Annotated in this window: 17 protein-coding genes; 8 read left to right on the forward strand and 9 right to left on the reverse strand. The window is 58.2% G+C overall.

Annotated elements, in window-relative coordinates; translation table 11 throughout:
• Nucleotides 1–30: 30 nt before the first annotated feature.
• Nucleotides 31–1,536, reverse strand: coding sequence for a glucosyltransferase domain-containing protein (locus ACYZTY_RS22410; protein ID WP_461955524.1), 1,506 nt, complete (start codon nt 1,534–1,536; stop codon nt 31–33).
• 249 nt (nt 1,537–1,785) lie between these two features.
• Here ACYZTY_RS22410 and ACYZTY_RS22415 point away from each other — a divergent pair, with 249 nt between their 5' ends.
• Nucleotides 1,786–2,910 carry an OpgC family protein gene (locus tag ACYZTY_RS22415; RefSeq protein ID WP_461955525.1) on the forward strand — a complete coding sequence of 375 codons (1,125 nt, stop codon included), beginning with the start codon at nt 1,786–1,788 and terminating at the stop codon, nt 2,908–2,910.
• Between the two features lie 240 nt (nt 2,911–3,150).
• On the opposite strand, the gene ACYZTY_RS22420 is transcribed toward ACYZTY_RS22415, so the two are convergent.
• The gene (locus tag ACYZTY_RS22420) at nt 3,151–4,572 is read right to left on the reverse strand and encodes an amino acid permease (RefSeq protein WP_461955526.1); all 1,422 of its coding nucleotides are present in this window, start codon (nt 4,570–4,572) and stop codon (nt 3,151–3,153) included.
• Nucleotides 4,573–5,216: 644 nt separating this feature from the next.
• On the opposite strand from ACYZTY_RS22420, the gene ACYZTY_RS22425 reads away from it, so the two are divergent.
• From ACYZTY_RS22425 to ACYZTY_RS22435, 3 genes are all read left to right on the forward strand, one after another.
• A complete protein-coding gene (locus ACYZTY_RS22425) occupies nt 5,217–5,675 on the forward strand; it encodes an REP-associated tyrosine transposase (RefSeq protein ID WP_461955527.1) in 459 nt (152 codons plus the stop codon).
• Nucleotides 5,676–5,986: 311 nt separating this feature from the next.
• Nucleotides 5,987–9,103, forward strand: coding sequence for a transglycosylase domain-containing protein (locus ACYZTY_RS22430; protein ID WP_461959378.1), 3,117 nt, complete (start codon nt 5,987–5,989; stop codon nt 9,101–9,103).
• Between the two features lie 153 nt (nt 9,104–9,256).
• Complete coding sequence (locus ACYZTY_RS22435; protein ID WP_461955528.1) at nt 9,257–14,332, forward strand: NEL-type E3 ubiquitin ligase domain-containing protein; 5,076 nt, start codon at nt 9,257–9,259, stop codon at nt 14,330–14,332.
• Nucleotides 14,333–14,376: 44 nt separating this feature from the next.
• Here the strand turns inward: ACYZTY_RS22435 and ACYZTY_RS22440 are convergent, their stop codons facing one another.
• On the reverse strand, nt 14,377–15,561 hold the full coding sequence (locus ACYZTY_RS22440; protein ID WP_461959379.1) for a hypothetical protein: 1,185 nt from the start codon (nt 15,559–15,561) through the stop codon (nt 14,377–14,379).
• Between ACYZTY_RS22440 and ACYZTY_RS22445 the strand changes: the two genes are divergently transcribed.
• The gene (locus ACYZTY_RS22445) at nt 15,482–15,661 is read left to right on the forward strand and encodes a hypothetical protein (RefSeq protein WP_461959425.1); all 180 of its coding nucleotides are present in this window, start codon (nt 15,482–15,484) and stop codon (nt 15,659–15,661) included. The two genes, ACYZTY_RS22440 and ACYZTY_RS22445, sit on opposite strands and share 80 nt — an antisense overlap.
• Here the strand turns inward: ACYZTY_RS22445 and ACYZTY_RS22450 are convergent.
• The 4 genes from ACYZTY_RS22450 to ACYZTY_RS22465 form a co-directional block, all read right to left on the reverse strand.
• Complete coding sequence (locus ACYZTY_RS22450) at nt 15,639–16,127, reverse strand: CS1 type fimbrial major subunit (protein WP_461955529.1); 489 nt, start codon at nt 16,125–16,127, stop codon at nt 15,639–15,641. The two genes, ACYZTY_RS22445 and ACYZTY_RS22450, sit on opposite strands and share 23 nt — an antisense overlap.
• 5 nt (nt 16,128–16,132) lie before the next feature.
• Nucleotides 16,133–16,873, reverse strand: coding sequence for a molecular chaperone (locus ACYZTY_RS22455; RefSeq protein WP_461955530.1), 741 nt, complete (start codon nt 16,871–16,873; stop codon nt 16,133–16,135).
• A gap of 38 nt (nt 16,874–16,911) precedes the next feature.
• Nucleotides 16,912–19,434: a TcfC E-set like domain-containing protein gene (locus ACYZTY_RS22460; protein ID WP_461955531.1), complete on the reverse strand. Its 2,523-nt coding sequence runs from the start codon at nt 19,432–19,434 to the stop codon at nt 16,912–16,914.
• 114 nt (nt 19,435–19,548) lie between these two features.
• On the reverse strand, nt 19,549–20,040 hold the full coding sequence (locus tag ACYZTY_RS22465) for a CS1 type fimbrial major subunit (RefSeq protein ID WP_461955532.1): 492 nt from the start codon (nt 20,038–20,040) through the stop codon (nt 19,549–19,551).
• Nucleotides 20,041–20,550: 510 nt separating this feature from the next.
• Here ACYZTY_RS22465 and ACYZTY_RS22470 point away from each other — a divergent pair.
• On the forward strand, nt 20,551–21,129 hold the full coding sequence (locus tag ACYZTY_RS22470; protein WP_461955533.1) for a PadR family transcriptional regulator: 579 nt from the start codon (nt 20,551–20,553) through the stop codon (nt 21,127–21,129).
• A complete protein-coding gene (locus tag ACYZTY_RS22475; RefSeq protein WP_461955534.1) occupies nt 21,126–21,911 on the forward strand; it encodes a siderophore-interacting protein in 786 nt (261 codons plus the stop codon). Before ACYZTY_RS22470 ends, ACYZTY_RS22475 begins: the two co-directional genes overlap by 4 nt.
• A gap of 173 nt (nt 21,912–22,084) precedes the next feature.
• On the opposite strand, the gene ACYZTY_RS22480 is transcribed toward ACYZTY_RS22475, so the two are convergent.
• On the reverse strand, nt 22,085–22,735 hold the full coding sequence (locus ACYZTY_RS22480; RefSeq protein ID WP_461955535.1) for a Pr6Pr family membrane protein: 651 nt from the start codon (nt 22,733–22,735) through the stop codon (nt 22,085–22,087).
• A 2-nt stretch (nt 22,736–22,737) separates the two neighbouring features.
• Nucleotides 22,738–22,968 (reverse strand): VF530 family protein, encoded by a 231-nt coding sequence (locus tag ACYZTY_RS22485; protein WP_131060937.1) that lies wholly within the window; start codon nt 22,966–22,968, stop codon nt 22,738–22,740.
• Between the two features lie 361 nt (nt 22,969–23,329).
• Here ACYZTY_RS22485 and ACYZTY_RS22490 point away from each other — a divergent pair, with 361 nt between their 5' ends.
• Nucleotides 23,330–24,712: a carbohydrate porin gene (locus ACYZTY_RS22490; protein ID WP_461955536.1), complete on the forward strand. Its 1,383-nt coding sequence runs from the start codon at nt 23,330–23,332 to the stop codon at nt 24,710–24,712.
• The last annotated feature ends 53 nt before the right edge of the window (nt 24,713–24,765 follow it).

Here is a 24,765-nt window from a genome sequence, read left to right on the forward strand (position 1 = left end):
GCGGCATTTCTGACCGATGGTCCTGTCCGTTTACCACTGCAGCGAAGGTATTCGGGCGGGTTCTTTCATGACAATAAAGCCGTAGTCCCCCAGCAGATAAATGCGATAGAACAGGCTGTCCACCAGCGGTGGATAACCCTGATACCCCACCAGCGTGGCGTTGCGCCGCTCCTTTTCCCTGACCACATTGGCGATGCCTGCCTTGGGCAGGTTTTCCGCGAGCATGAAAAAGTCGTTGTTCAGCAGGTAATGCAAAACCGGCATCTGCCTGAACGACCCGGCAGCCCCAATCAGCCAGTGATCGGAGTAAGTCACCGACATGTAAATACGCTTGGCTTCGCGCAACGCCGGACGAGATGCAATGTCGGCACTCAAGGTATACAGCGCCTGGCTCGCGAAGGTCTTTTGTAACGTCAGCACCCGTCCATAAGCGAAGGCAAGCGAGAGCATCGCAATGAGCGGAACCAGCAACAGCAACGGCAGTTTTTCATGCACCGGCGCCAGCGCCCGATGACTCAGGTAGAACAGCAATACCAGCACGACAGCAAAGCCCATCAAGGTGCGGGCGCCTTCATTGAAGTCACGGAAAAATAGCGAGGCCCCAGGCACCAGCAACATCAGGACGGGCAAGATCAACAGGCACAGCATGCCGATCACAGTTTTTGTCAGCCCCGTGTCCTCACGTTCCAGTACGCGTTGCCCTACGCGCATGGCACCGACGATGGCGCACAGCAACAACGCGGCGAACACCCAAGTAAAGCCGCCATGGAACAACAGCACGATTTTTTCCAGCACCCTCCCCGCATTGGTTTCAATTTGCTGCAACGGAGCCGCTGCCCCGTTCAACAACGCAGTACGGCCTTGAGTCATGAAGGAATAGGCGGTGGCGTAATAGATCAACCCGGCCAGCCCCACTTGTGCGACTTTGCTGCCGATCAATCGGTAGCACGCAGGCCATGCCAATTTGTCGTTCACCCCCCGCAACCACTCCAGGCAACAGAGCCCGAGAAACACATTGAAGCTGACCTGATAAAGCCCGATGGCCAATGCAATCAGCGCGGCGGGGATCAGCAGTTGCCGGATGCGCGAAGGGCTTCGAAACGTGATCGCATAGATGACCGCCACCAGGCTCAGCGCCATGGTCGGCCCGTCGTATTGATACGACAGGTTTTGCAGGAAAAACGGGTTGTACCAAAGCGGCAGCAGCACCAGGCAATGGGCAAACGTCGGTTCGGGGAAGTAGTGGAACGTCAGCCGGGTCAGGGCCGTACTCATCGCCAGCGTGGCGATCAACAGCGGTAACGGGAAGATGTTCGGCGCAGCACCGCTGAAGGTCAGCAGGTTGTAGAACCACTGCGCGAACAACCGGCCCTCCTGCGCCCAACCTGTACCGGCGGCCAGGGCGCGCCAGTTGTCATCGATGTAAGGAAAATCTGCGAGGATCAGCGGGAGGATGTAAAGCAGCGTCGCAAAGAGAAACAACAACCCGACCTGACGGCCTGTGAGCTCTTTGTCGAGCCATTCGCTGATCCTCATGCCGGCGCCTCTTGGGAATTCCGCCTTCAATCGATAAAGCTTTGAATCTCGACGGTAGTCAGAGATCGCCGACCTGCGCAGCTTTTAGACAAGCGGTTGCTCCCTCAGCGATGCACTGAGACATTCCGTAATATCCGCACTTTGCAATTGCCGGCGAATCCCTTCACCCTGCGCGCCGCCAATGTGCGGCGCGCAACCTTTTGTGTCGCCGGCGCTCCTGCTTCAAAACCCGTTCAAGAGCCCGCAGCCATGACGACTGAACGCGATCACCGGATCGACTTTTTCCGTGGCCTTGCACTGATCTTCATTTTCTGGGATCACGTGCCCCACAACCCGTTGGGTCAGATCACCCTGCGTAACTTCGGTTTCAGTGATGCCGCCGAAATCTTCGTTTTCCTCGCCGGCTACGCCGCCGTTCTGGCCTACGGCAAGATCCTGGCCCGCGACGGTTACTTGATTGCCTGCGTAAAAATCCTGCGTCGTGCCTGGGTGCTGTATGTGGTGCATATTTTCCTGTTGGCGATGCTGATGGGCATCGTGTTCTTCGCCAACAGCCATGTGGAAACCCGCGATCTGGTGGAGGAGATGGGCATGCACCACTTCATCAGCAATCCGCAGCAAGCCTTGATCGATGAGTTGCTGTTGCGCTTCAAACCGAACCTGATGGATCCGTTGCCGCTCTACATCGTGCTGCTGGCAGGCTTGCCGCTGGTGCTGCCGATATTTGTGCGCAAGCCATCGGTGGTGGTGGCGATGTCGTTCGCGGTGTACCTGACGGTGCCGCTGTTCGGCTGGAATCTGGCCGCCATCAAGGACGGCGTGTGGTACTTCAACCCCGTCGCCTGGCAACTATTGTTCGTCCTCGGCGGCGCCGCTGCGATTCACGCGCAGCGCCCACGCTTGCCCGACAGGCACTCGTTGCTGCGCCAGCCATTGTTTGTGAGTGCGGCGTTATACGCAGGCGTTGCCGGTGTATTGACCGTATTGTGGCGGTGGCCGCAACTGCATGATGCGATGGTACCGACCACCCTGAGCAATTTGCTGTACCCGATCAGCAAGACCGACCTGTCGCCGGTGCGCCTGCTGCACTTTCTGGCGCTGGCGTATGTCACGGCGAAACTGTTGCCGGACACTGGCTGGACGCAAAACTGGCTGGCACAGCAATGCAGTCGCATGGGGCGTTACTCGCTGGAAGTGTTTTGCCTTGGAGTGTTGTTGGCGCCGTTGGCGGACATGGTCAATGCCTTGACCGATGATGCGTTTGCCATGCAAATCTTCACAGCGTTGGTGGGGGCCGGGTTGATGGGTTTGCTGGGGGTTTGGCTGGATTTCAATAAACGCCTGAATCGGCCAGCCCAGGTCGCGACTGCTTGATAACGACAAAGTATCCATTGTGGTGAGGGGATTTAGCGAAACGTCGCACCGCCCCGTTCGGCTGCGCAGCAGTCGTGAAACCTGTAGATGCGGTGTGGCTGAAAGGACGCTGGGGAGCGCTTCGCACTCCAACGGGGATAAATCCCCTCGCCACAAAAGCTCGCTCGCCACAGGGATCTTGCCAGCCAATAAAAAGCCCCGGCCAATGGACCGGGGCTTTTGCGTTTCAGGCGTTGCGACTTATGAAGCCGAGCGCACCGCACCTTGCGACACATTGGTCGGTTGCAGCTTGAAAACGTAGAACAACACCGTCAGCAAAACCAGGAACGCCGGACCGACATACAGCGCCACGCGGGTGTCCGGGAAGTACGCCATCAGGCCGACCACCAGCAACAGGAAAGCCAGCGCCAGATACGAGCTGACCGGGTACAGCCACATCTTGTATTTCAGACCGGCACGTTCGCTGGCACTCAGGCCTTGGCGGAATTTGAGCTGGGCCAGCAGGATCATCACCCAGGTCCAGATTGCGCCGAAAGTGGCGATCGCGGTCACCCAGACGAAGACTTTCTCAGGCACCAGGTAGTTGAGCAACACGCCCAACAACAGCGCGCCGATCGACAGCAGCAGCGCACGACGTGGCACGCCGTTGTTCGAGGTCTTGGCGAAACCGGCCGGGGCCTGGCCATTCTGCGCCAGGCTGTAGAGCATGCGCCCGGTGCTGAAGATGCCGCCGTTGCAGGACGACAGCGCCGCGGTGATCACCACGAAGTTGATGATACCGGCCGCGGTCTTGATGCCCAGACGTTCGAACGTCATCACGAACGGACTGCCCTGAGTGCCAATCTCATTCCACGGGTAGATCGACAGGATCACAAACAACGCGCCGACGTAGAACAGCAGGATCCGCCAGAACACCGAGCCGATCGCATTAGGAATGGTCTTCTGCGGGTTCTTTGCTTCACCGGCAGTCAGGCCGATCATCTCGACGCCGAGGTAGGCGAACATCACCATTTGCAGGGACATCAACACGCCTTGCACGCCGTTGGGCATGAAGCCGCCGTGGGCCCAGAGATTGGAAATCCCCAGCGCTACGCCGTCGTTGCCGAAACCGAACGCGATTACGCCGATGCCACCTATCACCATCGCGATGATGGTGACGATCTTGATCAGGGCGAACCAGAACTCGAATTCACCGAAGGCTTTTACTGCGATCAGGTTGATCGAACCCATGCTGATCAACGCGGCGAGCGCCCAGATCCAGCGCGGCACATCGGGGAACCAGACGCCCATGTACACCGCCACGGCGGTGATTTCCGCGACGCAGGTCACCAGCCACAGGAACCAGTAATTCCAGCCGGTCAGGAAGCCCGCCAAGGGGCCGAGGTAGTCCTGGGCGTAACGGCTGAAGGAGCCGGCGACCGGGTTGTGCACGGCCATCTCGCCGAGGGCGCGCATGATCACCAGGATCGCCAGACCGCCGATGATGTAGGACAGCATGATGGCGGGGCCGGCCATTTCGATGGCCTTGGCCGAACCGAGGAACAGACCGACACCGATACAGGCGCCGAGCGCCATCAAGCGAATATGCCGTTCGCCGAGTTCACGTTTAAGCGGGCCGCCCTGAGCGGTCTCGCCGTGGGGCAGGTGATTGCCGACTGGCATAGGGGTACAACCTCGTCTTGTTATTGGATATGACCACCGAGTAACAAAGCGCTGACCGGTAAGCCATTGCTTCTGAAAAACCGGGCCTGCTTCGTGAGCAAACCCGTCCTGCAGGAAAAAACCTGCAAGATCAGCGGGGCGTGCAGTATAAAAAGCTTCGTACAGGGTTTTTCACTCTATAAACCACAACATTCAGCCGGAACTCCCGGGAAAAGCCCGGCTTGCGGAGGGGCATTACCTGGCTTTTGTAAGATTTTTCACCGGCTGAAACGGCGCCGAGTATTGCACAGCATTGGTGCATCGTCATGTCCCTGCCCAGGCAGAATTTACCGTCAGACGGCTCTAGCCCAAGCATTCCAACCCTACCACCTCTGTGTGGTGAGTAGAGCTGTTGTGGCGAGGGGATTTATCCCCGTTGGGTGGCGCAGCCGCCCCGAAGGCCTGCGACTGCTGCGCAGCCGAACGGGGATAAATCCCCTCGCCACAACAGCTCTACTCACCACGCAATCCCCTAGCCACAAAAGTCCTCATCACCAAATCCTTCGCAAGAATCAGAAATTTCTCTCAACAGTCTCAGCGTCGATACAGATCACTGCCTACTAGCCTGAAAGCGTCACTCAACTGTCTTGCAAGGAAGCAATGGATTGCCTACTCAACCTAACTCGCATCGTCTGCGCTTGGGCCGACACTCCGAAACCGGTCGTGCTTATCTCATCACCGCAGTCATCCATGATCGCCAACCCATATTCTCTGACTGGCAATTAGGTCGCCTGCTTGTCGCAGAAATGCGACGGGTTCACGACTCCGGGCTGGTGAACTCAATCGCCTGGGTGGTTATGCCCGATCACTTTCATTGGCTGATGCAATTGCACGACAGCAATTTAGGTAATGTCATCGGTGCTGCCAAAGCACGATGCTCCCAGGCAGTGAACAAAACGACCGGCCGAAGTGGCTCTTTGTGGCAAACCGGCTATCACGACCGCGCAATCCGCGATGGAGAAGAACTTCTTCCGTTCGCTCGCTACATTGTTGCCAACCCGTTGCGCGCAGGATTGGTAGAAAAAATCGGTGATTACCCACTCTGGGATGCCTGCTGGTTGTAACGTCACTTCCCTTCTGTGGCGAGGGGATTTATCCCCGTTCGGTTGCGCAGCAGCCGTCAGTCTGATGAATGCGGTCTTTCTGAATGGACAGCAGTGATCGGTTTGGGGCGGCTGCGCCACCTGACGGGGATAAATCCCCTCGCCACATAAACCTCTCACCACAAAAAGCTCCAGCACCACAAAAGCTCCTTTCCACAGGCACTTAACGATGAGAATTCGGGATTTGTATGTTCACAATTTTTTCACCATCGCCAACCACCGACTAAGCTTCAGACAAGTCCGATCAATCTGCGTGAATGGATCAGTCGACTATGGGCGCGTTATGGCAAACCGATACGAGTAAAACTGTGGTTCCGACTGAACGTGTGGATGAAGCGCCTATACCTGAAAAACCCTCTAGCAGTCGTACGAAGCACGGCTGGGGGGCTTTCTGGTTGTTGCTGTTGATTATCCTGATTGTCCTGGGGCTCGCTGCCGCCAAGGAGATGCGCACCTCGAAGTTTCAATCCCGAGAGGTGAGCAAATTTGCTGCGTCTCTGAGTTATGAAATGAAACCCGGCCCCAGCGACGCGATTCGCTATCCAGGCGCGGGGCCTTTCGATTTGCGTCTGGGCTACAGCTCCCTGGGTGAATTCCTGCCGCGTTTAATCAAGCGTGACTACGTCATCGCGTCACAAACCCGCTTTTCTCAAAAGCTGATGGACTACACGGACAACGGCTTTTTCGTGCCCTACGCGGAGAAAATACAGACGGGATTGTCGATTACCGATTGCCAGGCGGCACCGCTGTACCAATACAAATACCCACAACAACTCTATTCAAGCTTCGACGCGATCCCGCCGGTGGTGGTCAGCAGTCTGTTGTTTATCGAAAACCGCTTTTTGCTCGACCCCAAACAGCCCTTGGCCAACCCCGCCGTGGACTGGCCGCGGTTCGGCATGGCGATTTGGTCGCAAGTTGCCAAGCTGATAAACCTGCCGGGCCAGTCGGCGGGCGGCAGTACGCTGGCGACGCAACTTGAGAAATACCGGCACTCGCCCGACGGCCTGACGGTGTCGGGCGCGGAAAAGATCCGGCAGATGATTTCCGCCACCGTACGTGCCTATCAGGCGGGCCCGGAAACCTTGCAGGCCCGGCAAAATGTGGTGCGCGACTACCTCAATAGCGTGCCGCTGTCGGCAGTACCGGGGCACGGTGAAGTGCATGGCATGGCCGAAGGGTTGCGCGTCTGGTACGGCGCCGATTTCAACAAGGCCAATGAACGGCTGGCCAGCACTGACACGGATCCCAAGAGCATGGCCGAAAAAGGCCTGGCCCTGCGTGAAATGCTCTCGCTGATGATCGCCCAGCGCCGCCCTTCTCACTACCTGACCAAGGGCCATGATGAGCTGGCCGACCTCACCGACAGCCACATCCGCCTGCTGGCGGCGAATGGTGTGATCGATGCGCCCTTCGCAGCGGCAGCGCTGGCCAGCAAGGTGACGTACCGCGACTGGCAAACCCAGCCGACCATTCAGCCGATTGAAACCAACAAAGGCATCAGTGTGGCGCGCAGCCGCCTGGGCGGGCTGCTCAATCGTCCCCTGTACGATCTCGACCGCCTCGACCTGTCCGCCACCAGTACCCTGCAAGGCAATTTGCAAACCCAGACCACCGAGTACCTCAAGCACCTGGCCGACCCGGTGTTTGCGACACAAATAGGCCTGATGGGCGAACGCTTGCTCACCCCCACCAGCACCACCCAGGTGCGTTACAGCTTCACGTTGTTTGAACTGACACCGGACGGCGCGCGCGTGCGGGTGCAGACCGACAGCACCGACCAGCCGTTCGACATCAACGAAGGCAGCAAGCTGGAACTGGGCTCTACCGCGAAAATGCGCGTGCTCACCACCTACCTGCAAATCATGGCCGAGCTGCACGATAAGTACGCCGAAATGACGGTTCCGGAATTGAAGAAAGTCGACGTCCCAGATCAGGACCGTTTGAGCCGCTGGGCCGTCGATTACCTGATTCAGAACAAGGACCGCAACCTGTCGACCATGTTGGGCGCCGCGCTGGACCGCAAATATTCCGCCAGCCCCGGCGAAGCCTTTTTCACCGGCGGCGGGCTGCACACCTTCGTCAACTTCCGCAAGGAAGACAACGGCCGCATTCCGACCTTGCGCGATGCCTTGCGTGAGTCGATCAACCTGCCGTTCATTCGCCTGATGCGAGACCTGGTGCGCTACACCACGTATTCCGGCCCCAACAACAGCGCCGAATTGCTCAAGGACGATCGTGACCCGCGGCGTCAGGAATACCTGGCCAATTTCGCCGACCGCGAAGGCACCTCGTTCCTGCTCAAATTCTGGAAGAAGTACAAAAACAAGGACACCCAGGCGCGGCTCGATACCTTCCTCGACAGCATGCGCCCTACCCCGATTCGCATGGCGGCAGTACATCGTTATTTGCTGCCGCAGGCCAGCCAGGAAAGCTTCAACACCTTCGTGCGCTCGCACCTCAAAGGCGCGAAGCTCACCGAAAAGCTCACCGATGAACGCCTGCAACGGCTCTACGAAAATTACAGCCCCGGCGCCTACGACCTGCCGGATCAGGGCTTCATCGCCAAGGTTCACCCGCTGGACCTGTGGCTGATGGGCTACCTGCTGAACAACCCGGATGCGAAGTGGAGCCAGATCGTCAAAGCCAGCCATTTCGAGCGTCAGGAAGTCTACAGCTGGCTGTTCAAGAGTCGTCACAAGGGCGCCCGCGACAGCCGTATCCGCACCATGTTGGAGATCGAAGCCTTCCTCGACATTCATCAGCGCTGGCAGAAAGTCGGTTACCCGTTCGATCACCTGGTGCCGTCGCTGGCCACCGCCATCGGCAGCTCCGGCGACCGTCCGGCGGCGCTGGGCGAGTTGATCGGCACTATCCTCAACGACGGTGTGCGCATGCCGACATTGCGCATCGACACCCTGCACTTCGCGGCCAATACGCCGTACGAAACCAAACTGATCAACGACCCGGACGCCGGTAAACGGGTGATGCCGTCCGAAGTCGCCACGGCCATGCGCGAGGCCCTGTCGCAAGTGGTGGATGCCGGTACCGCCAAACGTGTTTCCGGCAGTTTCATCACACCCGATGGCAAACCCTTGGCCATGGGCGGCAAGACCGGGACCGGGGATAACCGCATCGAAGCCATTGGTTCCGGCGGGCGGATCCTGAGTTCGAAGTCGATCAACCGCACGGCCACCTTCGTGTTTTTCATCGGTGACAACCACTTCGGAACGCTGACCGCATTCGTACCGGGGCGCACCGCCGAAGCCTTCAAGTTCACCTCGGCGCTGCCCGTACAGGTGCTCAAGGGCATGGCACCGATTCTCACGCCGTATCTGCAACCGGGTACGCATACGCAATGCCTGCCGGTGGAGGTGGCACGACGCTGAGAAACGAGGGCGGTAATTAATTGTTTTCGGCATTGATAATTCCAATGCTTTACGAGGGCGAACACTTATTTAGCAGCTGTAATTGAGACTTTTACTTTGAGCCTCGGGCGTTAGGCTGGTCACTCCACTTAACGCTCAAGGTTCATTAAAAGCATGACTGACTTACACGGACGTATATCAGCGCTACCGGCACCCGCGGCCGATAACAATAAAGGTCGCCACTACGGGTTCATCCAGAACCGTATCCACCCAACGTTCAAAGGCGCTTCACTGCAACGGATTCGGGAACTGAGCCTCACACAAACGGCTTCAGGGCATTGGGTACAAACCACCAAAGATTTCGATCACACGCCGTTACAAGACGCCAACCTTGAACTCTGGTCCGCTCAAAACACAGTCGACCGGGTGCTGGATAAAGTACAAAGCGTCTATGAGTTCGCCGAACCGTTACTGACCGAGGCGTTACTGAAACAGTTCGGGGTTGACGTCGATGTAACGACAACGTGTTTGTATCTCTATCTACCGAAAAAGCTGCCCTGGTATGCCAGCGATCTCGGCGGTGTGGTGACCCGAACCGTTTCACTGCTGGATGCGGCCCTGCACAACTTCGCGAGCCACGAGACCTGCGAGGCAGACTCGAACTTCATCAGCCAGCCCGATGCGCGCGGGCACTTCGATATCCTGCCGATCAAACGCAAAATGTCCATCGCCCAGTTTCAGACCCTGTGTCGCAATCTGGACATTGGCGCGCGCTACAAGAAATACCTCGAAGAGCAGTTGCTGCCCAGTGACGGCCTCGCCCAGGGTTTCTTGAAACGCAAAATCGTCGAGAGCGAGAAAGCCGCGTTCAAAGCGGCCGCTCAACTGGCCGTTCTGACGGGCGACATCGACACCGATGCCAGTGACCTGGTCCTGAAGATGCTCGAAGGCCAGCGCAACCTCACCCGTAAAGGCCGGGTGATGCAATTCGCAGAATTGTCCATCCTTGACAGCCTGCTGACCGGCATCGTGTTGATCACGCCGAGGCCGGAACAACGCATCCGTGACGTGACACCGGTGATTGTTTACGTCCCGCAAGACCCCGAGCACCCACTGAAAGAGTACCCCTCGACCGTCGCTTTCATGGATGAACTGACGCGTCAGCTGCGCGACAACGACGTCGTGTCGTCCACCGGCATGACCTACCAGCAATTCTTCAGCCGGTTCGTCGATCAATCAGACCGAGGGCATTTTTTCGGCGGGCTGCAACAACGTCTGTTCGAAGTGAAATGGCATCAGAAAGAGCCATTGGAGCAAGGGCCGAGCTGGCGGGAAGTTGCCGTCACCCATCCCAGCCTGCATTTCAAAGCCGCACCGATCCCCGGCGAACTCTGGGAGTACCTCTTTCAGCAAAAGCTCAACAAGGTTCTCAACGACGCCCGACACATCGCCGTGTCCACCGCCGATGCCGATACCGATGCCCGATGGGCCTGGTGGGAAAACTTCAAGAAAATAGCCTCGGACCTCTTCAACATCGCCCTGATGGTGGTTACGCCGTTCGTTCCAGGGTTGGGTGAACTGATGCTGGTCTACTCCGCGTATCAGATGACCAGCGACGTCATCGAAGGCATCGTCGACATGGCATTGGGGCTGTGGACCGAAGCCGCCGAGCATATTACCGGTGCAGTCACAGACTTTCTTTCGCTGGTGGCGTTTGCCGCCGGTGCGAAGATTGGCAACCTTGCGCGCTTGAAACTGTCGCCGCTGATCGAAGGCATGAAACCGGTGACACTGCCCAATGGCGAACCTCGTCTGTGGCATCCCGACCTCAAACCTTACGAGCTACCCGAAGTGAAGTTACCGGCTGACTCCAGCCCAGACGCCCAGGGGCTTCACGCCCACGAAGGCCAGGACATTCTGCCTCTGGACGACAAGCACTACGCCGTGCAAAAGGACCCGCAGACCGGTGACTACCGCATCAAACACCCCCATCGCGACACGGCTTATTTGCCCGAGTTGAAACACAACGGCCGCGGCGCCTGGACCCACGAAGCCGAAAACCCGCGAGCATGGGAGCGCCCGACATTAATGCGACGTCTGGGCCACTCCGTGGACGGCTTCAGCGACGCCGAACTCGAGGACGTTCGAATCGCCAGCGGTACCGACGATGCTGCGCTGCGCCGAATGCATGTCGACAACACGGCCCCGCCACCGTTACTGGACGACAGCCTCACACGCTTGAAAATCCAGCGCCAGACCCGCCAGGCCATTGAAAAAATCCGATCAGGACAGCCCCTGGATCCGTCCTCCTACTGGTTTGAACCGCTGGCGACTTACCTGGATGGCTGGCCTGAGGAAAAAGCCCTGAGGGTCTACGAAAACGTCGACATGAGCGGGCGATTCCGCCAGTACGGCAATCCCGTCGCGACCGACGAGCAGACGCTGTCCACCAGTTTGTCCAACCTCATGAGCGAGCAATTTGCGCCCAACCTTGTCGAGTTTCTCAGCGAAGACGAGCTGCAAACCCTGCTCGGTCGGTCAACCGCCAAAAGTGAACGGGTGCAAGCATTGCGCAATCGACTGGCGGATGAAGCCAGTCGACTGGACGCTGATATCGTCAATCAGCTTTACCACGGTGCGCAAGCGTCCGACGATCCGCAGATCCGACTCATCCGCCAGACATTTCCCGAGCTGCCAACCCGTGCGGCACAGACGCTGCTCAACAATGCCGACGCTGCCGACCTCACGCGCCTGAACCAGGAGCAGCGCCTTCCGTTGAGCCTCAAAAGCCGTGCGCGTGAAGCCGCCTTCGAAGCCCGGACGAACCATGCCTATGAAGGTTTTCACGACGGCGCGCAGTGGGTGGCGGAAACCGAACGCCTGGCGCTGAACGCACTGAGGATTCATACCGACACGTTCGCGCAATTGCGCATCGAGGTTCGCGAAGGCAGCGATGCTGGCCCCTTGCGCAGCACTGTGGGTGCGCAGGACGCGTCGACGGTTCGGATGCTGGTCAAGGATGAGGGGAACCTGTTTGAAGTCTGGGACGCCGACAACCACAAACTGCACGACGCCGCTGATTTTTACGAAGCCGTCCTCAACGCCTTGCCGAAAAACAAACGAGCGCAGCTGGGTTATCGGCCGGGCCAGGGTGAGTTTTTCAAGCAATGGGTGATGGCAAAGACCGAGACACCTGCGCAGCGTCGCACCGCGCTCGCCGCACCGCCGATCCTTCCGATGGCGGACCATGAAGACATGACGCTGTTACGCGGCCCCGGCTTATCGACCACCGCCGCCACACTCACCCAACGGGTGGAGGATTTGTACCCCCACTTCAACGAACGAGAGGTCAATACCTTCGTTCGATCCCTGGGTTCGCCAGAGCAAGGGCGTCAGACTCTGGCGAGGCTGGACCGAGAGCTGTATGACCTTCAAAAGCTGCTCCATCGGTGGCAAAACCAGCGACCTGATGCGTGGGGGCCTGATCGACAAGGGTTCGTGCGCGGTGGCGGGCTGCATATTGCCGATCGACTCATCGATTGTTTCAGCAGAAAACCCACCGTCTTCGGTGAACGCAGTATCACTGCCGACGGCGGTTATGCGCTGGACCTGTCCGTAGAGTTCGATACGCCTGATCTTGAGCGCTGGTGGAAGGAACTGCCGGACATCAAGCACTACCTCGATCAGATCAGTACCCTGAATCTGGACCGCACAAACTTTTCCGAAACCTCCTCCAGCCTGTTGAGTGACTTTTCTCATCTCCGGCAACTGAGCGCCCGCAACTGCGGGTTGACGCGACTCCCCGAAACCATCGGCAAGATGCACTACCTGCGAACCTTGCGCCTGATGAACAACGACATCAGGTTGACGCCATCCGCCGTCGAGCAACTGCGAAACCTGACCCACATGGAAACACTCAGGCTCGATGACAACACGCAACTGGGCAGGCTCCCGAACGTCGGGCGCATGCCCAAACTGAGGATCCTGAGTTTGAGCAACACCGGGGCAACCACCTGGCCCGATGGCCTTCTCGGGCCCTCCAGCAAGCGCCGACCGCGTGGTTTCTTTCTGGATTTGCAGGAGAACCCGATCAGCGTTATTCCGACCGTCGTGCCCGGCTCGGAGGATGCCTTCCTTGTGGCGCGAACCCGCTTGTACGAAAAGCAACTCTCGGACGCAAACCTGGTCATTTTCAAATCGTATCGACGGTCAGTCGGTATTGCCCCCAAGCAGGTCTACGCCGACGCTGCAAGAGACGCGATGAACCTGTGGCCAATGAACGACGACTCTGTCTGGTGGAGTGCCGAGGTCTCGGGGCTGGGTACTTTCCGGGAGGAAGCCTGGCACGATTTGATGACCGAGCCTGGTTCTGAAGATTTTTTTGCCTTGATCCAGAAACAGACACGCACGGCCGATTACCAGGCCGGTGGTGATTTGCGTCAACAGCTCAGCAGCCGGGTATGGCGCATGATCGAAGCCATCGACCTGGACACCGAGTTGCGCAAGGAACTGTTCGAAATGGCCAAGGCGCCCACTACGTGCGCCGATGCCGGGGCTCAGGTGTTCAACCACATGGGCATCAAGGTGCTCGCCTCCGAAGCCTTTGCCTTATCGACGTCCAACGCCGTCCTGGAAAGCAAATTGGTGAACCTGGCAAAAGGTGCCGCTCGCCTGGCGCGCGTGGATGACATTGCCCGCGCCGATTTCGGCAGCCGTGCGGGCAATCCCGATGAGGTGGAGGTGTATCTCGCCTACGAAACCGGCCTGGCTCAACGCCTCGGTTTGCCGTGGCAATCGGAGTCGATGCTGCATCGCCCACTGGCCAAAGTGAGCGCCAAAACCCTCGACACCGCCTTCGATACGGTGATGTCGATGGAAGCCGGTGACGGGTTGATCAACGACATGATCGATCAGCCGTTCTGGCAGAAATACTTGCGTGACACGTACCCGAACGAGTTCAGTCGCAATACCCGGTTTTACGAAACCAAGAGTGAGTTGCTGGAGGAGTTGCGCGAAGCACAACAGGCCTGGGCGAGTTCCAAAGGCCTGCAGATTGCGCAGCGACGAGCCCTCAAACAGCGCCTGCTGGACCTCGCACGGCGACTGAATATCGACGACAGTGTGGTGCTGACCGATCAGGACATGACCGATGAGGTCTACGGCCGATTGCTTCACGACATGGGCTACGAAGAAAAAGAGCTGAGCAGAACGCTGACCCGTGCAGCGCTGCAAAAAGACGCACAGCAGTAATCGGCAAACCCTGATGCATCAGGTGATGCATCAGGGTTCAACCCTTAACCCACTTCCGAATCCCAGATGACCGTTACATTGCCCGAATAAGATCTGGCGATACCGGGTTTGAGCATTTCGTCGACCTCGTCCGGCGCAATCTCGAAGTGCAACGTTCCAGGCTTGCGATCGACATAAAAGCGTGGTTGGAACAACTCGGTGCCGCTGCCATCGCGTCGCAGCGGTCGACGACTGACCGGTTGAGCGGCGGCATCCACCAGACCATTGGGCAGAGTCAGGCTGACGTCGAGTGGCACGACATGACCTGAAACCGGGTCGCGCACCGAGCAGCGGTTGCCATCCAGGCTGTACTGGCAGTCCAGGCTCATCTTGAAGCGACTCGACGAAGACAGATTGAACGTCTGATCCCGAAACAACCGTGTCGGCTTGCGCCCCTGCGTCAGCCAGGCTTGCCAACCGCCCTGAGGGATCAGTTCAACGCGATTGCCCCCCGGAGGAATTTCAACCTTGAGAGTGTGCCGCACATCCAGAGAGAAGTTGAGGGTCAGTTGGTTGTCATTGGGAATCATGACATCGCCCATGTCGAAGTCCTGATGAGGTCCGACCGTGTAGGTAATGGAACCGGTGTATTTACCGGCCGCCATGTTCAGCGGGTCAGGTGTTCGTAGTTCATAGGCGAACACGAAATACAGATACTTAAAGGACATCGGAATGTCGAAAAGTGCCTTTTTGCTGCACACGCCAGCACCGACCGGGACCCTCCAGAAGCTGTTGTAGCCCACGGGACCCGCAGTGGCCAAACCAACGCCTTCACAAGGAGCAGGAGCATAAACCCAGCGCCCACCTTCCCACAGCTGGTCCCACCCCCCACCACCGGTTAACTGAGTGATAGTGCGAGGGATTGATGCCTCATGACCAATCCCCCCAATCCGCACGGAAAGAACTTTTGAATCGCCTGATTCATGCGTCACAGACACGTCCCTCCATTCGGAGGGCACCCGGGCCATGCCACCCTGGCGAGGGTCAGCATGATTGGCCAGGATCGGGGCATTGGCCGTGAACAAAATCGGTGCACCAAGGCTGAAAAGCCCAAAGGGTTCGCAAGCCGCCGGAACCTGACGACAGAAGCCCTCGGATCGGGTTGTGTTAATGAACTCATTCTTCTGCGGCTTTGCCGAATCCGGTTCGAACACCGCCGTGATCTCTGCCACCACCGCCTGTGCAGGCATTGAAAACACAGCGTACAACAGGCTGGTCAATACAAAGCCATTCAGTGTCCGGGCTGATCGCGAATTCAATAAACTCATCATTTCGGCGCCACCGCATTGAACATCATATTGACACTCCCAAAGTAATTTCCGGGCTTGTAAACCCCATCGACAGGCGGCACTGGCGCGATCTCCAGCAACACACGCTTACCCGACGCGGCATCGCTCATCGAAACCACCTCGCTGCTGTCCAGTTCGCTCAGCAATTGGCCGTTGAACAGCACGCGCAAACCAATGTCATGGGCATCCATGCCGTTGGACAAGTAGGGCCGCCCCTCAAGGCGGGCTTCGATGGAGCCGGCTTCGTTCTTCACATCGAAATACTTGCGCAAGTCGCCCAACGTCGAGGTCGCCAGATTCCACGGCAATGACTGTTCGCGGTGAATCCAGTCGGGGTCTGCGGGAATGACGTAGAACGCCTGGCTCGGGATCGTCACGAACACCTCGAAGTGCTGCACTTCGCGGGCTGCAAATGCTGAATGGCAGGCCATTGCCGACACCATCAGAATCGTGAGTTTTCTGAACATAATCATCAGCCTTTCACATCGAGTTTCTTGTTGCTCTCGCCTTCAACCAAGGTGAAGCGATACTCGCGGCCGGCCTGTTTCTCGAACTCGAAAGTGCGCCCGGCCAGAATGTGATGCTTGGTGGTTGGCTGGCAGTCCTGCTCGTTCTTGGCCGAGCAATCCTTGAATTCATCGATCACCACCACGGTGTTGCCGTTGTTACGAATCCGGTACCTGGCCGCCTCGTTCTCGATCACGCTGGCGTATCGCGTGTCCTTGGGACGGACAAAAAACACCGCGCCATAACCGGCCAGCACCGTAACCCCGGCAGAGAGGGTTTTCTTGTAGGCCTCACGGTCTTCAATGGAGACCGCAAATTCATCTTCTTTCTCGGGCACCACCGGCACGAAACGCACGCGAAAATAGCGCTCTTTGTCGCGTTCGCCCATGTACAGCAAGCGCGTGCCCTGCATGCCACTGGCGGGCACGATCAGCCGCGCCGGGCTGGCCATCAAGCCGTCTCGGGCGGTGCCGTCGGCACTGGATTTGAGCGGCACTTCCCGGGATTTACCCTCGGCGTCGTAGAGGATTTCAAGGATGTTGACCTTGACGAATGCGGTGCTGTCACCACCGTTGAAGACGCGTTTCAAGAACGTACTTTTGTCGCCATCCAGGTAGTCGTAAACCGAGCCGATATTGATGCTCGGCCCGGCGTGCGCCGTCTGGGTGAACAAACAAAAACCAATCAGTGCCAACCGACGTTTCATCGTCATTTACCTCATAAAATAATGCGTTTTGCCGGGCATCAGCCTGCCGTCGGCGTCTCAAGCGTCAGGTCCGCCAATGTGTCCGGCGTGCAACGCAGATCGCCGATCATCAGCACATTGTTTTCCGTGCGACCGCTGCTAGGATCGAGTCGGAACTGGCACAGCAACTGATTGCCGTAGCGCACTTCCAGGGTCGGTGAGCCGGCGTTCATTTCCATGGAGAAGAAGCCGTCCACCTCACTCACCCCGCGACTGGCGTGGTTGATGATGTGATGGCCCTTGAGCGGGTTGCCCTGAGGGTCGATCAGGCGGCCGAGTACGGTGAGGGTTCGCATCACGCGAATCTGCCGATAATCCACGCCGCCCTTGTTCAAGTGATAGCTGGAACGGGCCGGCTGGATGGTCGCGGCGGGGACATGGTTGCCTTCGAAATCGAAACTGACAGAGCTGCTTTTGTAAGCCGTGATCGGCACGAAATTGCGCCCGGGTTTAAGTACCGCGCTGCCGCCGCTCAAATCGTCGGCGCGCAACGTGATGTCGTCGATGTCCGATTCGACATCGATGATCATGCCCGCACCGTTGCGGTGGTATTGGCTGGTCACGATCATTTTTTGCCCGCCGACGGCCACGGTGCTATCGAGGTTCAGGCCGCCGGTGAGGTCGTTGTTGTAGGACGAGCGCTGGATAAACCCGTCGCCGTTGGCCAGGTCCGATTGCATCGTCGCCAGCGCGTTCAAACCGATGCCGTAGGTGTCGGTGATGGCCGTGGCGGAAACGCTTTGCAGCAGGTGATCCTGCAAGCTTTTGCGGTAGGTGATCGAGGCATTGTTATCGCGTCCGCCGTCGCGATCGGTACGGGTGCCGATGCTGCCGGACAGCTGTTCTCCCGGGCCACCAAGGGCGATGTTTACGCTCAAATCAAGGCCACGATTACGATCATCCCCCGAGCTGAAACTGCCCGGTCTGTCGAACAGCGACAAGCGCCAATTGGCGTCGCTACCGAACAGTTGCGTGCGTTGGGTCCAGCCCAAATCGACGCCGACGCCTTCGGTGTTGCCTTCGCTGTAGGACACCCGGGCGTTAACCGAACTTTTGCTGGTGAGTCGATGATTCACCGATAAGGAAGAGTTGCTGGTCTGGCCGATAAACACGTTGCGCTGCCGCACTCGCGTGCCATCGGGCAGGGTGTCGTAGAGCCGCGTGGTGTCGAGCCAACTGCGGTTATGGCTGGCGACGATGCTGCCGCTACCGTAGGAATAAAGCCCCTGCACGTCGAGGCCGGTGCCGTAGTCCTGGGTTTGATAGACGTTGGCATAGACGCTGGCGTTATTGACGATGGCCCAGTCGACCGACGTGCCGTATTGCAGGGTGTCTTTCACTTGTCGACCCGACAGGCCGAGGATCACCCGCGGGTGCAGCAGGAAGTTGAACGCGGCGCCGGCGGTCATGTCGCCGTCGGCCTGCTCATCCCAGTTGCTGAGCACTTTCGATTCACGCCCGGCGAACAGGTTGTAGCGCCAGCGCTCGTCATGATTGCGCCAGTTGTTGGGTTTGTAGACCAGTTCCTGAGTGCTGGAGGTGATCTGGCCGTCTTCGATCAGGCGCACTTCCACTTCATAGATGCCGCCGGGCAGAGGCCGCGTATCGAGGGTCTGCAAACCGGCCGGCATTGCCTGCGTATTGATCAGCAACCCGTCGCGATAGATTTCCACCGAACCCTGGCGATTGGCCGTGACGTAGATCGGGTAGACCGCCGGCTTCGGGTTGTTGATGGCCAGGCTGTCGGAACTGCCGTACATGACGCCGACCGCGGTGTCGGGGCTGGCGCCAAAGGAACGCGGCTGACGGGTCAGGCCTTCCGAGTTGGGCGTGAATAAGCCCAGCCGCACAAAGCTGCCTTCGAGTTCGCGCTGGGTGAAGAGCTCGTGCACGGCGTGATAGGTCTGGTTGTCCACACCGCCCAGACGGGACAGCTGCAAATTGACGGCTTGGGTCCAGTTACCGAGGCTGCTGCTGGCTTCCAGACCGTAACGACCACCGAGGTCCTGGTTCTGGCCGCCATTGAGGTTCAGCTGGTTGCGCACGATCAACCCGGTGCTGCCACCTTCGGGCTGGTTGTAATAAAGCTGCACTTGATCATCGCGCTCGGCGTTTTCGGTGAGGATCGTCACCAGGGAGTTTTCAAGGCTGTAGTGCACGGCCAGCAGCTGTTCGGGGCAGTTGGCCTGGCAGACGCCCAGCGCCACTCCCTGTTTCAGATAGTTGGCCCAGATGTCACGCTCACTGGGCTTGATCGTGCTGTCGCTGATATCGGAGAAGTCAACGAGGGTGATGCGATCGTCGCGGGTCAACACGACCATCGCCTCACCCAGAAACTGTTGATCAAGTTCCACGCGCACCGCCAGCGGTACATCAAAGAAATGCTCTTCGAACTCGCTCGGCAAACCCTTTGCCTGCGCCAGCAGACTTCGCGGTGTAGTACCGTTATCCGCTGGCGTGGCCAGGGCAGTTGCACAAAAACATAGGGCAAGCGCCGTCGCGATGGGAGTCATCGGGAACATGAACGAAATACTCTGAAGATAAATTCGTTGAAACCCGATCGACAGGGGCGAAACCCTATCGATCGGTGAACGTTGTCAAGTAAGACAGGGCTTACTTAAAGAACGTGCTTTGGTTTAGATGCGCGGAATGGCATCAAACATGACGACCGGGTTGGCGGTGTAGACGCCCACCTGATTGTTGCCCGGTTTAGCGGCAGTAATGACCAGGTCTGCGCGCATACCACCGTTGGACTCGACGTCACCAACCACTTCCTCAGAATCGGCGGTCAATTCCTTGCCGTTGAAGGTGTAAGTCAGAGGAATGTTCAAGGTCGCATTACCGTTGAACAGCGGCGTAGGACCGCCTACGACGTATGCGCCTACCGAGCCATTGGTGTGTTGAATGTCAAAGGTGCCACGGACCTCCGTCAGCACACCGGTACCGACGACGTACTGCATTCTCTCGTCTTTACCGAAGTCTTTGTCTACAGGCTGAGCGTGGAAAACCTTGCTCGGGATGTCAGCGGTAATGTTGATGGAGGTGCGCGATTCTTCCGCAGCGAACGCCATCGAAGCGCTCAGGGCCAGGAGGGTCATCGGAACGGCGATTGCAAGCTTCTTGAACATTATTGAGTACCTGTCTTTTTCAAAGGATTGGACCGAGGAAAGTTTGAACAAGCCATCGCCATTCACTCCCGTGTTGGCGATTTCGCTTAACTTTCGACGCCGGAGAATGATCGTCCAATCTCTTGATAAAGTAAGTACGTAACTTCCGAAGAACATGTAGTAACAATGGCTTTCGAATAGCAGGAAAAAAGTTAAAAAAACACCAACTTGATTGTTTGACCCTCAGATAAATACTACACACAGTTTTAACTGAAAAAGCACACAGACAAGAACTAATTAAACTTCCGTAAGACCGAGACTACTTATGTCATGCGGGTGGACTAATTACCAACCGATGAACTTCTATAATTAGTTCAATTACTCTAAAAGAGCAACCCACGCATCCTTCCTCGTCGCTGATTGCGCCTGGCCCTCAAGCGGCGCCCGAGGCCGACCGTTGGTCCAGAACGCTTGCGCAAGCCTAAAGATATATCTTAAGTTGTATCTAAACACGACGAGAGAAGACGCAAAATGAGAGACCATCATTCCCATCGGGACCACAGCGACAGCCGCGACGGCTTCGAAAAACGCCCAGGCCCCGGCCGTGAACGCGGCGGACGCGGCCCCCGGGTGTTCGCCCCCGGCGACCTGAAACTGCTGCTGTTGGCACTGATCGCCGAGCAGCCCTGCCACGGCTACGACCTGATCCGCCAGATCGAAAGCATGTTCGACGGCGCGTACAGCCCCAGCCCCGGCGTGATCTACCCGACACTGACCTTTCTTGAAGAAAGCGAGATGATTTTGGGCGACGCCGAGGGCGGCAAAAAACGCTACAGCATCACCGACGCCGGACGTCTGTCGTTGACCGAGCAAGCCATTGCGCTGGACGGCGTGCGGATGCGCATCGAGGTCAGCAAGCGCTCATTGCGCGGCCATGATCGTCCGGCCGAGATCCACGAGGCTGTGAACAACTTGCGTCACGCCTTGCAAATGCACCACGGCCGCTGGAGCCCGGAAGAAATCCTGCGGGTTCGCGACCTGCTCAACAACACCGCCAAAGCCATCGTCGATGGCCCTGCCGTTCAACCCGTTCAGGAGAAAGCCGAATGACTGAAGTGATCGTGCAATCCATTCACCGTGTCATGCATGAGATCAAACGCCGTCGTCTGCAAGTGCTGCGGGTGGTCGACCTGACGCCGCGTATGCGCCGGATTACCCTCGGTGGCGCGGAACTGGCCGGTTTCGTCAGCCTGGGCACGGACGACCACGTCAAACTGCTGTTCCCGCAAACCGCAGCGGAGCAAGCAGCGCTGGAAACCCTGGTGCTCGGCGCCGGTAAAGACAACGGGCCGATGCCGGCGATGCGCGACTACACGCCCCGTCGTTACGACCTCGATGCCCTGGAACTGGACATCGATTTCGTCCTGCACGGCGATGGCCCCGCCGCGACTTGGGCCGAGCAGGCCACACCCGGCCAGTTCCTGCACATCGGCGGGCCACGCGGCTCGATGATCGTGCCCGACATGTTCGACAGCTACCTGCTGATCGGCGACGAAACCGCCCTGCCCGCCATCGCCCGCCGGCTCGAAGGTTTGGCCGCCAATCGGCGTGCGCTGGTGATTGTGGAAGTGGAGAACGGCGCCGAGCAGCAGCGCCTGGAAAGCGCTGCGCAGGTCAATGTGATCTGGGTCTTGCGCGAGGGCGGCAAAGACAATTTGCTGACCGCCGTGAAGCAACTGCAAGTACCGAGCGGCAATCTGTATGCGTGGGTGGCGACCGAGACCAAGGTGTCACGGCAGATTCGTCGGGTGCTGCTTGATGAGCACGGTTTGAATGAGCAGTTTGTCAAAGCCGTGGGTTACTGGCGGCTGGATGACAGCGACGAAGAGTGACCGCGACTCGATATTGTGGCGAGGGAGCTTGCTCCCGTTGCGCTGCGCAGCAGTGCTAAAACCAGCAACCGAACTTTACCTGAAAGCCCGCGTATGCTGATTTTACGACTGCTTCGCAGCCGAACGGGAGCAAGCTCCCTCGCCACAAAAACGCACTACACAACCATCAGTGTTCAATGAACACGCCACCTGTCCAACGCGATGATAATGAGGGCGATCACCACAAAGCCCGCCAACAATCCCCCCGCATTCACAAACACCTGTGGATAACCCAACGTGCCGACGTCAATGAACGGATAGGGATAAACCGCCAACTCGTGCCCACGCAGCAATGAATAGGCGAAGTACACCAGCGGATAAATCACCCACAGCCCTATATGCCGCAGCCGCAACGAGCCTTTGGGCACACACAACCACCAATACGCCAGAAACAGCAGCGGCATGACGTCATGCATCAGTTCATCGGCCAGCAACTGCCAGCCTTCGGGATGCCACAAATGGCGCAACAGCAGGCTGTACGCCAGACCGACAACAATGATGCTCACGGCAATCGCGCTGCTGACCCACGGTTGCAAAAACCAGCGACGCGTCGCCGATTCACGAGTGGTCCACTCACAGGTCAGCACCACCGCCACCAACGTATTGGTCAGCACGGTGAAGTAGCTGAAAAAGCTCATCAACCCACCCAGCAAACTGGCTTCCAGCGTCCAGCGTGAGTAGAGAATCAGGTACAGCTGAATGGCCAGTCCCGACCAGCCCAGCACCGCGCCCACCGCAACAAAACGACGCCTCGCGGCAGAACCTGGCGTCGAGAGGATAACCATATTCAGAGCGGGCGCTTGGTGCGCATCAGCTTCACGTACAAGTGTTCGACCTTCTCCCGGGCCCACGGGGTTTTGCGCAGGAACGTCAGGCTCGACTTGATGCTCGGGTCACTCTTGAAACAGCGGATATCGATGCGCTCGGCCAGCCCCGACCATTCGTAATGTTCAACCAGGGCGTTGAGGATTTGCTCCAGCGTCACGCCGTGCAGCGGGTTGTTGTTCTGTTCGGTCATGCCGGGCCTTCGAGCGATGTAGGGATGGGAAGCCGCGCACCTTAGCCGAGGGTTTCCTTGGGGGGAAGCGATCTGTGTGCTGTCAGCTAAATGTAGGTGAAACGCAAAAGATCGCAGCCTCGTTTCACTCGACAGCTCCTACATTGGCGTTCACCTGTAGGATCTGTCGAGTGAAACGAGGCTGCGATCTTTCCCCACGGACTGTTACCAAATCCGAAACGCACCATGTCAGCAAAAGCGCTTTCTCTATTTGTAACAGGACATTATCCTTGCGCCCGTCAAGCTGAAACGCTTCATCTGCCCGCGTCATAGTGCCGCTTCCCGTTCACTCCCCCAGAAAAAGATCAAGAATTCCTTCTCTATGCCTGATTTCCCAACCCCGCGAGACAGCGCTGTCTGCACCGCTATTGCCAGTCGAAAAACCCTGATCCTGATCGCCGGGTTCAGCGCTTTTGGCCTTGCCACCTGCACCCAGGCCGCCCCCGCTTTCGATAGCGAATCCCCCTGGATGCTCGGCGACTGGAATGGCACGCGCACCGAACTTTCGGAAAAAGGCTACGACTTCAAAGTCGATTACACCGGCGAAATGGGCAGCAATCTGCACGGCGGCTACGATCACGATCGCACCGCGCGTTACAGCGATCAGTTTGGTTTCGGCACGCATCTGGACTTGCAGAAAATCCTCGGCTGGGACGACGCTGAGTTTCAACTGACCATCACCGAGCGCAGCGGCAACAACATCAGCAATGACAGGATCAACGACCCCCGCGTCGGCGGCTTCACCTCGGCTCAGGAAGTCTGGGGCCGGGGGCAAACCTGGCGTCTGACGCAGATGTGGTATCAGCAGACATTCTTCGACCAGAAGCTCGACATCAAGGTCGGCCGCTTCGGCGAGGGCGAGGACTTCAACAGCTTCCCGTGCGACTTCCAGAACCTGGCGTTTTGCGGCTCGCAGGTCGGCAACTGGGTGGGCGGCATCTGGTACAACTGGCCGGTCAGCCAGTGGGCGATGCGCGTCAAATATCACCTGACGCCTGAGCTGTACGCGCAAGTCGGCGCGTATGAGCAAAACCCGTCGAACCTCGATCGCGGCAACGGTTTCAAGCTCAGCGGCAGCGGCACCCAGGGCGCGATTTTGCCGGTCGAACTGGTGTGGTCGCCGAAGCTCAACGGCCTGCCGGGCGAATACCGCGCCGGTTATTACTACAGCAACGCCAAAGCCACTGATGCCTACAAGGACAGCAACGGTCAGCCCGCAGCCCTGAGTGGCGAGGCGTACCGCAGCGCATCGAGCAAGCACGGCGTTTGGCTGGGTGTGCAGCAACAGATCACCAGCCGCGCCAGCGACAATTCGCGCGGCTTGAGCGTGTTCGCCAACGGCACGATGCACGACAAGAAGACCAACACCATCGACAACTATGTCCAGGCAGGCGTCGTCTACAAAGGCCTGTTCGATGCTCGTACCAAGGACGACATCGGTTTTGCCCTCGCCCGGGTTCACGTCAACCCGGCCTATCGCAAGAACGCCGAAGCAACCAATCAGGCCCGAGCCGTCTTCGACTACGACAACCCCTCGTTCCTGCCGCCCCAGGACACCGAATACAGCGCCGAACTCTATTACGGCGTGCACGTCACGAACTGGCTGACCGTGCGCCCGAACCTGCAATACATCCGCCACCCCGGTGGCGTGGACAAGGTCGATGACGCGCTGATTGGCGGGATCAAGATCCAGTCATCGTTCTAACCAACACCGAAAAACCCTGTAGGAGCGAGGCTTGCCCGCGAAGGCGATCTATA

The sequence above is a fragment of the Pseudomonas sp. LB1P83 genome (assembly GCF_054897885.1).